The following is a 12,715-nucleotide window of genomic DNA, read 5'->3' as shown; positions in this document are numbered from 1 at the left end:
CTCTACAATTACTCCTGAATTTTAACGTAACCACATATTATAATTAAGGAACAACTATGGCATTTCCAACCTCAGTTAATGATCAGATCACCGACGCTGTTACACAAGCCAATGTGAAAGTACTAGGTGATGCACCCGCTATGTCAATGGGCAACCTATTTCAAGCCACATCTCAAGCACTGGCGAATGCAGCGCATAATGCGACCACCGCACAACAACAAATGGCCATTACCGGGCAAGCTGCCACCACAATGGGTGTAACGACGTTATATTCAATCGACACAGCCAGTACCGGTGAAGCCACAAAGACCATATTAGGTGCGGGTTGATTTTTAACAATTCAATATACCCCCCCTGACATTTTAGATAGCAATAGCAAAAGCAAAATGCACTGGCCTAGGCCGGTGCTTTGGCTCAATTAATAAGGTGAAAAAATGAGTGATAAAGATGCCGATGAAGCCACTGAAAGCCACATCGAACAAAACGACACAACCCTTGACTTAAATACTGACAAGATAAACGCAAAAACGAACGATGCGATGGCTATAACTGCGCAAGCAACGCCAATTGTCGAAACGCCTGAGACTGACAATAAACTGCTTGAAAGTCTTGACCCCATAATTCAACGCCAGCACTCAGATCTTATCTACGCACTTGGTGTAATAAAAGTACGTTTTCCGAATAAAGGCATAAAGAAACAATTTTTAAGCGCTGCCCGCACCCTTGGCGTTAATGAACAAGACTATTATGGGGTATTTACTAATAATAATGCCAACACAGATCGTGACAAATATTTATATCTTGCCGAACAAGTGCAATGGGTACTCTCTATAAAAGCGCATTATCAGTATTTACTCATGCCTGCAACGCAGCAGGTACTAGCTTCATTTATCGCATCACTTAAAGCACCCAGCGACACACTAGAGACTGTTTATAGCAGTGTGATTGGTACCAGTTATATAAGTGACAATAGTCTGAACCTGCCTGAAGTTGTTTGTGAACAAATTTACTCTCAGACCTTGGATGAATTGCACCGTACCATTAAGGAAGTATCATCGGCGCAAACCACAGCGATCCAAGGTGTCATTAAAGAGTTAGAGGTTACACCAAATATGGGGGTGACCCCCTTCGATAGAGCGCGTAATTTTGTGGCATTTCGCTACCCTGATATGTATGAACATACCCATAAAATGCAAACCGGATCAAACACGACACAAAGCGCATCATTGTTACGTATTGATATGACTATGTTTGATTCTGTGTCAAGCCACTCTATTGTCGATATGACATTCGTCTATCAAGAGAACAGTTCAGACAAGCAGCATTATTATTATTGTCGGATAGATGTGACTGGTTTGTACCCCTTTATTAATACTGCTATCCAAGCTTTCACCCCAGTACAGCCTTTGATATGAATACTGTTCTTTGAGGATCGAAAAAATGAATTTATCAGATGAGACGCACAATGCAGCTCAACCAGATGTGGTCAACACAACTAGCCAAACTCAAGAAACGCTGCAATGTAACCATGAACACCCCCATGGACACGTGTATGCAATAGGCTATGTTAAGCCGTATTTCGCAACAATAGATTTAGAAAAACAGTACGAGGCCGCCGCAGAATTTACCAAGCAATCTACTACCAGTTTTGATCAGATTTTTAACTATGTAACGTCGCCTAATGAGCAGCCGAATCTTCGTATTCGCCCTTTTTTGTACCTCGCACAACAAGCAACTTGGGTATTTACCATTAATAATGTTGATACATATACGTTATACCCAAGAACACTCACACAATTAAATGCGCTGATCCAAGCGTCAACTAAAAACGAGGTTATTTTAGTCGGGTTAGTCGAGCGTATTTCTGTGGCTGGCAGCCATGGTTCAGAAGCGCTCCCTAGCGTTCTGGTCGAGCATTTAATTGATACTGTAGACGGTACAAAAAGTCCACCAAAAAAAACCAGAGAAGGTGCGTTAGCACAATTAAAACCCAATATAGGCCGATCAAACTTGGAGCGCGCTAGCAATTATTTAGTCACGCATTTTGATCAAATCAATACTAGTCAAACGCAAAATGAGATCATCGATAACGTCAACGCCGTGCATTTTCAACATGTGTCATTGCATGATGACCGCTCCATTATAGAGGTTATTCTTTCTAATCCGAATGACACCCGATTTGCGTGTAATATTGATGTGACAAACGCGTACCCTTTTGTGTCATCTAAGCTCGCCCCCTTTGCTAAAAGCAGCTAGGAGTTACTTATGTATCACAAGAATGAATCAACATATCAACACCTTAAAAAACCAATGGTGTTACAACGTGCACTCACCGAAAAAATTGAATTTGAGACGCAACCAATGAGTAATCAATATGTGTATTGCGTGGGTAATATCAATGCTAAATTTCCTACGTTAAATTTAGAAAAAGAACTCAACCAAAATAGCATCATGTCATCTAACCCATTACCCTTGCTTGAAAACGTGAATGATAATATTGCATTAGCACGCTTAAACCGGAATACGCAATTGTATCAAGCCCTCTTTAAAGGCCTCAGTCAACCGCAAAATAACTACATTGCTCGGGCGATGGATTGGGTGCTAGATAACCGCTTTAATGAACAGCAATATAACCTTATTCTGACTAACGATGAATTGCTTACGCAGTGTATTTCAGCACTGGGCCGTAACGAGTCATCTACTGATGGGCAAGTTGTCGTGATTGGCGTAGCCTCTGGTGCACACGAGATGCACGTCACTGCGATTATGCCAACAGCGGTAATGCCCTATGGTCAAGTGTGTCATGGTGAAAAAAGCACAAATACACATTTCACGCAACTTGTTGAGGAAATTACTGCCCTCGATAGTTCTGCTGGCAACACTGATAACACGCGAGCGCTTAACTTTGTGTTGTATAACAATGTTGATGTGTATAATCATTCTTATAATTTATACTATAACTCAAGTTCAGATGGACCCAATCCCAGTGGTTATCAGTTGCTCAGTGTAGACACTGACATGTTAAACAGTGGAGATCGTATTGTCGTCAATGTGATTTTTAAATACCAAGGGATCAATACGGGTGCACTACAATATTGGTATTGTCGCGTTGATGTGACTGGTGAATATCCTTTTATCGTGCTGCCTTGGCAACAGTATTTACCGAGTGATAGCTTGTAGTGTTTCTCAATAGCGCAACAAGCATAAAATCACCACTTAATATAAAAATCAATCATTTAAACCAAATTATTCACCGCAAAAAAATAAAAAAAGCAGCGCATTACGCGCTGCTTTAGTCGGGGGAAATAAAACTCGGGTTACTTACGGCAAGCTGCCGTATCAAAATCAACAATAATGCTGGTATTACTCGCATCACCGTTAATTTTTAAATATGACCAATGCTGAGTCCCTGCCGGAATATAAATACATTCCGTTTGCGTACCACTATTTGATGTCGCATCATTATCAGTGTCACTTGGCCAGCCACCATTTTTGTATAAGATCTCTAAGTTACTTTGGCCATGCGCTGTGGTAATTGCTACGCTTTGTGCTGCAGACACATCAGCAATACTTAACCAAAGCGTACCATTGCCTCCTAAGCAACTGGCTGTGCCTGCTTCTAAACGACCACCCGTGATAGGCGATTGTGTCAAACAGGCATTTGGTACTTGTGAAACTGGTGGAGTTGTACCTCCAGCTTTAACCAATACGGTATAATCTTCTACTTCACCATCACCAATATTGCCGCATGCGGTGTTTGCAGCGCTACTATATTTCATAGCAAGGCGCATTCTTAAAGATTGGCCAACTAAGCCAGCTGGAACGCTCAGCTCACCACTGACAGCGCCTTTACCAGACACATCTGTGAGTACTTTTTCATTGTCACTGAACGTGCCATCATTATTACTATCTAACCATGCAGTCCAATGTTCAGTGTAAGTACCACCTGGCGTTAATGTCAGCGTATTCTTACCTTCAGTCAACTCAATTACTTTACTGGTAAAGTCTTGGTAACCAACACCTTGAGACGGGTTCGTAAAACTGCCTGATTGCACATTCGCAATCCACTCATAGCGCGTATTACCTGACGCTTCACAATAGCTTGACTCATTCACTGTCACTTGTGCAGTTGACGTGTTTGTCAGTCCTAAGTTGTCAGTCACTTTAAGCGTAGCGCTATAGTTGCCAGCCGCTGCGTAAGTGTGAGTTGGCGTAGCACTGGTGCTTGTTTGTCCATCACCAAACTCCCATTCATACGCGGAAATTGAACCATCAGGGTCAGATGAACCAGCACTGCTGAACGTAATGGCATTGCCAAGCTCAACCGAGTAAGGCCCATTGGCATTCGCCACCGGAGCTTGATTGCTCGCAGTAATTGTGACATTAGCCGCATCCGTTGCGGTGTTACCATCATTATCTGTCACCTGTAACGAGGCACTATAGTTACCCGCTGATTGGTAGCTATGTGTTGGATTCGCAAGCGTAGAAGTGGCACCATCACCAAAAGCCCATAAATATGACGTGATTGAGCCATCACTGTCATTCGAGCCTGTGCTGCTAAATGTAATATCTTGACCTATCAGTGCTGAATAATCCCCATTCGCCTCAGCGATTGGCAGTCCAGATGCCGCACCTCGTTCATAATAAACGACCAGTGAAGCACCACTATATTCTAAAAATGGGTCAATCATAATATTGAGTGTACCGCCACCAGCACCAAACTCACAGTACTCACTTAGACGCGGCGCGCTGAAAGGCCCACAATCATACGTGGTTTTATCGGGTGTCGCATTCATACTCATATAAGCATCGGGATCACCTTCATAACCACCAGGCATAACCGCAACGGTGCGTACTGCATCTGCCGGTATTTGATATTGATACGTTTTTACCGGTGCTCCTTTGGCTGACGCCAAGTCTTTCACTTCGGTTAAAAACACTCGCTCACAGCCATTACACAATGTACTGTCTTGGGCCGTAATGACGCTTAATGTGGCATTAGAATAAGCGGAAAATGCATCGACTGCTGCATGATAAGTTTCTGTACTTGAAGGAGAAGAAACCGTCACGAGTTCAGGGGAGCCTGCGCTTCTAAACGAGATAAAATCAGCATCCCAGTTATCACCAGTTTTAGTTGGGGCTGCGCCTTTAGACACATACATGTCAGGGTCTTCATCGTACCCGTCAAGATAAAATGCAACTGCTTCAGTGCCAGCTGGCACCGACATTTCAAAGTTATCAACTTCGCCTTTTTGTGCTGATATATTATTAAATGTTTGAACCGTCGTACCTTGCGGTTTTGGGTTGCCACCTAGTCCATCCCAAGGGTGATCGGCGTTACTGGTTAAGTCGTCTAAGCCAACTGCGATCAAATTACTATTAGACCAAAGCGTCGCTCGTGCTGAACCGTGTAATGCTGCTGTCATGCGTTCAACTTGATCTTGAGTATACATCGCGTAGTTGTCTGAATAATGCATGAAGTTTTCGGTGTTAGTTGGCTCACCTAAGCAGTTTGTCGCATTATCTTGCAACACGCTGCTGCTCATTTGCGGTGTATCACACGAACCATCCCCCGTAGCACTACAAAATGGCTGTGAATGTACTGTACATTCACCATCAAAAGTGTGAGGAAGGTTTAAAAAGTGACCAAATTCATGTGTTAATACTGAGCGGAAATTTTCATTGGTGTTTGCACCAACATAGTCCCCATTGTATACCACCCGTGCTAAGCCGGCTTCTGACATACTGACCTGAGGGTACCATGCCACCCCTGAGTTATTGGTTTTGCCATCCGCATATAAGTCATGCTGGATGTAAATATTCATGTATTTAAAATTGTCCCATGCATCCGCTGCAATTTGCGCATCAGCTTTTTCACCATCCCCATATCCAGCTTTCTCTGCATGACGCACGATGCCATTGGTGGCATTACCACTGGGATCTTTCTTGGCTAAAACAAATTCAATATCTAGATTTTCTCGGATTGCCTGAAACTGGGCAGCAATAGGACCATCATCCGTGATCAATCCTCTAAAGTCTTCATTGGTTTTATTTAAACCATCAATAATTTTTTGCTCAGTTAAGCAATATGTGCCAGTCTCACAGTTGTATCTATCGCCGTATACATGTACAACAACGGGAATATAGTAACGTCCAGCCACGCCATTACCATTGGCTGCTGCTTCATCTGATGCTTGTGCCATACGTTGTTGTATTTGGCTTGTCAAACTACTTGGGAGTAATGCTTGACGTGCATTCTCTTTTTGTAATACGTTCCAGTCTTGCAAGTTCGTATCTGTACCACAAATCTGCCCTGAGCTCGCTTTATGAAACGCACTAGACTCAAGTGACACACTGCTTTGCGACTGCGCCGTCAGATTTTGAAATGACTTAGACTCTACTATTTCACCGGCAAAGGCTGAAGTCGACGACATACCTGCTAGTAACATCATAAGGTAGCTTTTTTTATAATTATGCCCGTGTATATTTTGCCTACTTAGGCTGCATAAACCCCTAAAATTAAATAGCATGATTCTCTCCTGTGAGTATCTTTACATGTTGTTGTGTCGCCATATAGTTGACGACTTTATTTTTATATTCGCTGCGCATTTTGACATTTCAAACTCAATACTTTGAAAAGTAAAAATACATTTTTTGAATCTGTAAACAGAAAAACAACACAAGCAAATACGACTTCAAACTGTCAGCTTGTTTATTAAAATTACAATACAAAACCACCTTTGTATACAATATAATTTATATTTTTGCATTTAAATTTACTTAACATGAACATTTTATGAAGAATTAATTTACAAAACCAAACCTGAAAAATGGAATAATCTATAGGGGAAATACTGAAATAAAGTAAAAGTAATGCGTAATCTACTGGTTCTAGCACTTATATTCCGTAAAACACAGAGAATGGAAACCTATAACAAGTAGACCTATCACTCACACCATGTAACATCAGTCCAGCCATAACCTTGTACTCACATTAAAAAGGGGGGAAACACATTTATGGGCATCGTACGCTCATGTCGTTACTTAACCTCAGCTCTGGATAAGCGAATTTGTCCAATAAAGCTATTTTTCTCACTCTCGGCGTTGCTTTCATTTGTAATAGCCCGCTATTACTGCATAAAAGCGCCTTGATATTGCAAAATATCATCATTGGATTGTACGTAAGTTTACTTACAAAACATTTTCTATTCCATAACCCTTATCCAAACTTGAGGTTACTTACTAAAAGCCATGTAACTCGTAAAGATAAAAAATTCAGGATAGTATCTGATCACACTTAATTTAAATCTTAAAATCAATGGCTATCACCGTACAATTATTCCCGCTATGGGCAATCTTATTTTCAGCGTTCGCATTTGTATTTCCTATCTACTTTGTTGATCTGAAAAGTATGATTATTCCTCTACTCATGGTGATCATGCTCACCATGGGGCTCACACTGACACCCAAAGATTTTTTGCGTGCCACAGAGAATAAAAAAGCAATTTTTATCGGCATCTTACTGCAATTTTCCGTCATGCCTATTTTGGCATTCTTATTGGCAAAAGGCATGAATTTCGACACCCAATCATTGATAGGGCTCGTATTAGTTGGCACCGTAGCAGGTGGTACCGCAAGCAACGTGTTATGTTATCTCGCTAAAGGTGATGTTGCTTTATCAATAACCATGACAGCCATCAGCACCTTAATAGGTGTCATACTTACGCCGGTACTAACCACACTCCTTATTGGCGAACTCGTCAATATTCCAATCATAAATATGCTCGTTAGCTTATTCAAAATTGTGTTGCTCCCCGTCACATTGGGGGTAATATTAAACCTATACTGCAATAAGCTCATCACGAAGAGCTTACCAGCATTACCAATGCTATCGATGGGCGCAATTGTCTTCATCATTGCCATTGTGGTGGCACTGAATCAAGCCAATTTAGAAAGTACGGGTCTGGTCATTATGCTTGCGGTGATCTTACATAATGGGATTGGACTACTGCTCGGATATTTTGTACCTAAGCGCCTTGGGTGTGATGAACAAGTTTGCCGAACCATCGCCTTTGAAGTCGGAATGCAAAACTCTGGCTTAGCGGTTGCTTTGGCAATGAAGTTCTTTACTCCCAGCGCAGCTGTCGCCGGTTCTTTATTTTCAATATGGCATAATGTCAGTGGGTCATTGCTTGCGAGTATATGGCAAAAGTCAGCAGTGCCTAATATAACGAAGAAATAGCGGCAGTCGTATAGGCCACCTAGGTAAGACTGAGTTATATTGTACAGTCTTACCTTTATAACACGTTAGTTCAACGTAAAGCATGATAATTGAACAAGACTTTAAGCAGCCGATACAGTAACTTAAGTCTGTCCTCTCGGTTAAATTGAATAATAAGTGATACGTTAAAAGCCCTTTATCAACTTAATGTAACTGACTGTTTATTTTCCATTGATAGGTAGTTATGTGCACTCAAAGGGGCGCTAATGTAGTAACCTTGCAACATGGCATTTTCAAAACTTTTTATGTAATCCAGCTGATATCGATTTTCAACGCCCTCTACAATGACGGTCAGTTTAGAGCGCTTCGCCGTCGACATGATCTGTTCAAGTGATTTAGAGGTGGCGTGCCTGTCACGTACTTCGCCTATATAAGATTTGTCTACTTTTATTGTTTTGTAGTAACCATTACTGAGAAGTTGATAACTCTTTCTATCATTGCCAAAATTGTCGATTGAAAATCGACACCCTAAATTGATAATTTTACGCATATTACTTTTAATCAATTCGCTCTCTGTCAAAGTATCATTTTGCTCAACCTCAAAAATAATAAAGCTCGCAATTGCTGGGGCACCTTTTAGTAATTGTTTAAGATGACCAAATAAGTGCTCAGTGTTTAGCTCTTGCTTAGTAATATTGACATGAATGGGCGTCAGATCCTTTTTGCTATCTAGCTGGACTTTGAACAAAGAAAACACTTGGTTAAGCACAATCTCCGTCATTCCCTCTTGTAAACCGGGTTGACTCTTAAGCATCGGGATAAAAGTTTTTGGTCCAAGGTTTTTATGATTTTTCCAGCGGATCAATGCTTCATAGCGTTTGGGTTTGTCCAGATCACTCGGAATGTACATTGGCTGAAACACCAAGTAAAAATCATCTGGATTAAACGAGATGCTGCTCGTGAGCTTTCTAAGTACATGCTTTTTATACATTTCAGCTTTATACAATTGCTCATTATGAAAAAAAGTGCCATCTTCACTCTCCAATGCGTGATCCATCGAATAAGTTAACCTACGTTGCACTTTGTCCATACCGTAAATCGCCGAATATCCCGTCAAACTTAACGATGATATCGCGTAATCAATAGGTACCTTGGTACCACTGATTAACACCTGTTCGGGTAGTTTATGTAATATGTCTTTTTGCTTTTCTATGGCTTCTTGTGTATTTGACCCTGTACCTTGAGTGACAAATGCCATCAACATATATTCAGAATCGTATAAGGCTAATGCAAAAGGCTCACAAGACTTACTAATCGTATTGAACAACTCCGAGAAAGACGCTAACTGTTCATCTATGTCATCAAAAACAGGTTGTTTACCTAACTTAATCAAAGATATGTGGTACCGAGTAAACTTTCGCTCAACTTTGAGCAGCTTTTGCATAAATTGACGGTAGTTTGGAATATCACTATCACCGTGATAGAAAATCTTTTTGCTCAGCGCCGATTTTGCTTTTTTAATTTCTCGTAATGCTTTTTGATCTTTTTTCCGTAAAGTACTCATCCGTACTAAAGCCACAATACTGACCACAGCCACACCAACTGCCAGTAATAAAAATAGATTATTCATGGTGTATCCTTTAATGCGAAAAATTTTCTCGCATTAAACAATACAAAAGTGAAGAAAGTATGTGTTTATTATAGAAACTTGTCAGAATAATTACTTCATCGGCGCGGCACTTTGTTAGCCTGTCGGTTAAGCCCCCTACTTGTTAAATATTGTGGAATCATCTGAGATATATTCAACAATTCCCGCAGAGGCTAAATGACTAAAAAAACTGTGCTAAATAATCATTATGATGATGTCCGTTTCCAATACTCTCCGTAACCCACTGGTCATTGTAGTAGGTATTTAGGTAGCGCTCACCACTGTCGCAAATCAATGACACAATGGCTCCCGTTTCTCCTTGACGTTTCATCCTATCAGCAAGATGCAATACGCCCCATATGTTCGTCCCTGATGAAGGCCCCACCTTACGTCCTAGCTGTGCACTCAGCCAATGCATCGCTGCAACACTTGCTTGATCCGGTACTTTGAGCATTTCATCGACTACACCAGGTATAAAAGAAGGCTCAACTCTGGGACGACCTATCCCTTCTATTTTACTGCCACAATGATGCGTCAAGGTCACATCTTGTGTCTGATAATAATCATAAAAAACAGAATGCTCAGGATCAACAACCATGAGTTCTGTCTCGTATTGCTGAAAACGTATATATCGACCTAGCGTCGCGGAAGTCCCCCCTGTACCTGGGCTCATCACTATCCAGCTCGGTATACTAAAAGGCTCATCTGCCATTTGCTTAAAAATACTTTGCGCAATGTTATTATTTCCCCGCCAATCAGTCGCCCGCTCCGCGAACGTGAATTGGTCCATATAAAACCCTCCCATTTGCTCAGCAAGCTCCCTTGAGACGGCGTAGATCTGATCGGTTTGTTCAACTAAATGACATTGTCCATTATAAAACTCAATTTGCTTTATTTTTTCCCGCGCCGTGGACTTAGGTACGACAGCAATAAACGGTAAACCCAATAGCTTAGCAAAATAAGCTTCTGATACTGCTGTACTCCCTGAGGATGACTCTATGATGGGGGTATCCTCATTTATTTTCCCATTACACAACGCATATAAAAATAATGAACGTGCTAGACGGTGCTTTAAAGAACCCGTTGGGTGCGTGCTCTCATCTTTTAAGTAAATAAGTATATTAGGATGGCTTTTTAAGTCTAATCTAATCAGGTGGGTGTCTGCAGAGCGAATGTAGTCTGCTTCAATTGTTTTAATCGCCCAATTTATCCACTGTCGATTCATAATTTACTCCCGAACTCATTCACATCAATAGTGCTCTAAGACTGGCATCTTTTTGATGCCAGTGCAAAAGTTCACGCTGAATATTAAGCCTCTTTGAATTAAACGTGTCCTTCAATTGACTGAGTATGATGTAATCTATTTCTTGGGTCTAGCTGAGCTTTGATCCGCTGTAGGCGAGGATAATTATCCTTGTAATAGAGCACTTGCCAATTATCTAAATCAACGTCAGGGTAATTCACATAACACCCATCCATCACTCCATCTGAGACAGGCCCTAATGCACCGTACATTCGAGTGTAAAGCTTACGCATCCAGTCAATATTATAGTCATCATGAAAAGGTGAAAACCAGTACGCTTGATATTGTAATTTTAAAATAGAATCACGGTGCGATACGGCCGTATCATATTTCCCAATAGTATTTATCTTCCCACCATAAGACGATATTTGTACCGCCGCTGCAGGGTTTATAAAACCATCAGCTGTGAGCATTTCCCAAAGAGTGTCTATTTGATGTTCAGGAAAAACATCATTCATATACGCGGATTTGTACTTGGCCCTTGCGCCACCAGCTCCACCACCACCGACAGTTACTGCCATCCACCATGGAATCGTTAAATAACTCCCTAAAGGCTGTGGTGCATTTAGGGAGTTTGGCACTAAGCTGCGAGAAGCTTCTCGGTGTGGCGCGAAACTCACTTCTGCAGCTCGTAGTTGTGGCTCATCAAAAATAGCGATAATAAAATCGTCAATTAATGCTGGCGTATCACCGCTATAAGTGATCATTAAATCCAGCGAGCTGGCTGGACCTACTTTTTTATTCAATGTAAATGACGTATGTAGTCCATTGTACTTATTATTTTCACCGCGGTTTATCGCGAAAAAATGCGCATAACGTTGTAACAATGCAGCAATACATGCCACGTAAAGGGCTTTAAACAGCTCGGCTTCTGCACCCTGCATATACATTAAATCTTCAATATTTACATGGTATTAACTATATATCGGCTCACGATTAGAACAAATGCCACTTTAGTACGCATTAACAAATACACGCATAAAAACCCTTTTATTGCCTTTATAAATGCAATTTCATTTCCACCAGTGAACTCCTTAGACCAAGCTTTTCATATGCCTTAATCGCTGAGACATTCTCGCTATACACATCCAAATAAAAATCACATATCCCTTTTGATTTTGACCAATCAATTAAATGTTGAATAACCGCTTTATTTAACCCCTTTCCACGATGCTCTGGTACAACATACATAAACCCTAAATAACCATGCTTTTCATGTAAAACCGATTACTTTGAAGTGCGAATTTGAACATAACCAGTCGCGATGATAGTTGCTTGGTGCTCTACGACCAGTAAATAAGTTTGGCTATCGGCGACAAGAAAAGGTAAGTCATAATAGCGTGCTTGTTGCGCTTTCAAGGCGTCATTGAATGGTCTTTCAGCTTCAACTACCGCTTGTTCAAACTGCGCCAATCGAAATAAGTCTTCTAATGTTGCAACCCGAAAAATCATGTTAATACCCATTATTTAATTCACTTTGAATATTAAAATACGTTTTTTTATGCCCGATAAACATAAAAAGCACCTTAGTGGTGCCTTTTGT

At 41.0% G+C, this 12,715-nt stretch carries 10 protein-coding genes and 1 pseudogene; 5 read left to right on the top strand and 6 right to left on the bottom strand.

Annotated features, from left to right (window positions below; genetic code table 11):
* Positions 1-56: 56 nt before the first annotated feature.
* The 4 genes from J8L97_RS17580 (at position 57) to J8L97_RS17565 (ending at position 3,180) form a co-directional block, all read left to right on the top strand.
* A complete protein-coding gene (locus J8L97_RS17580; RefSeq protein WP_010366567.1) occupies positions 57-329 on the top strand; it encodes a RebB family R body protein in 273 nt (90 codons plus the stop codon).
* A gap of 105 nt (positions 330-434) precedes the next feature.
* The gene (locus J8L97_RS17575) at positions 435-1,415 is read left to right on the top strand and encodes a hypothetical protein (RefSeq protein WP_211051802.1); all 981 of its coding nucleotides are present in this window, start codon (positions 435-437) and stop codon (positions 1,413-1,415) included.
* A gap of 25 nt (positions 1,416-1,440) precedes the next feature.
* Complete coding sequence (locus tag J8L97_RS17570; protein WP_210997824.1) at positions 1,441-2,256, top strand: hypothetical protein; 816 nt, start codon at positions 1,441-1,443, stop codon at positions 2,254-2,256.
* Between the two features lie 9 nt (positions 2,257-2,265).
* Entirely contained in the window at positions 2,266-3,180 is a 915-nt protein-coding gene (locus tag J8L97_RS17565) for a hypothetical protein (protein WP_211051800.1), read from the top strand.
* Positions 3,181-3,317: 137 nt separating this feature from the next.
* Here the strand turns inward: J8L97_RS17565 and J8L97_RS17560 are convergent, their stop codons facing one another.
* The gene (locus J8L97_RS17560; protein WP_247688717.1) at positions 3,318-6,452 is read right to left on the bottom strand and encodes a M43 family zinc metalloprotease; all 3,135 of its coding nucleotides are present in this window, start codon (positions 6,450-6,452) and stop codon (positions 3,318-3,320) included.
* An 866-nt stretch (positions 6,453-7,318) separates the two neighbouring features.
* Between J8L97_RS17560 and J8L97_RS17555 the strand changes: the two genes are divergently transcribed.
* Entirely contained in the window at positions 7,319-8,242 is a 924-nt protein-coding gene (locus tag J8L97_RS17555) for a bile acid:sodium symporter family protein (protein ID WP_211051795.1), read from the top strand.
* Positions 8,243-8,420: 178 nt separating this feature from the next.
* Here J8L97_RS17555 and J8L97_RS17550 read toward each other — a convergent pair whose 3' ends face one another.
* The 5 genes and pseudogenes from J8L97_RS17550 to J8L97_RS23985 form a co-directional block, all read right to left on the bottom strand.
* On the bottom strand, positions 8,421-9,851 hold the full coding sequence (locus J8L97_RS17550) for an EAL domain-containing protein (RefSeq protein WP_211051793.1): 1,431 nt from the start codon (positions 9,849-9,851) through the stop codon (positions 8,421-8,423).
* A gap of 199 nt (positions 9,852-10,050) precedes the next feature.
* On the bottom strand, positions 10,051-11,094 hold the full coding sequence (locus tag J8L97_RS17545; protein ID WP_211051792.1) for a PLP-dependent cysteine synthase family protein: 1,044 nt from the start codon (positions 11,092-11,094) through the stop codon (positions 10,051-10,053).
* Positions 11,095-11,192: 98 nt separating this feature from the next.
* Positions 11,193-12,062, bottom strand: a complete 870-nt coding sequence (locus J8L97_RS17540; RefSeq protein ID WP_211051790.1) for a BBE domain-containing protein — start codon at positions 12,060-12,062, stop codon at positions 11,193-11,195.
* Positions 12,063-12,171: 109 nt separating this feature from the next.
* A pseudogene (locus tag J8L97_RS23990) lies at positions 12,172-12,384 on the bottom strand (GNAT family N-acetyltransferase); the annotation flags it as partial.
* Between the two features lie 15 nt (positions 12,385-12,399).
* Positions 12,400-12,624, bottom strand: coding sequence for a hypothetical protein (locus tag J8L97_RS23985; protein WP_312037183.1), 225 nt, complete (start codon positions 12,622-12,624; stop codon positions 12,400-12,402).
* Positions 12,625-12,715 lie beyond the last annotated feature (91 nt).

Source organism: Pseudoalteromonas sp. MMG012, assembly GCF_018100875.1.
In the GTDB taxonomy this organism is placed as follows: domain Bacteria; phylum Pseudomonadota; class Gammaproteobacteria; order Enterobacterales; family Alteromonadaceae; genus Pseudoalteromonas; species Pseudoalteromonas aurantia.
The sequence above is the reverse complement of the archived record's forward strand: the minus strand, read 5'-3'. Positions and strand labels throughout refer to the sequence as shown.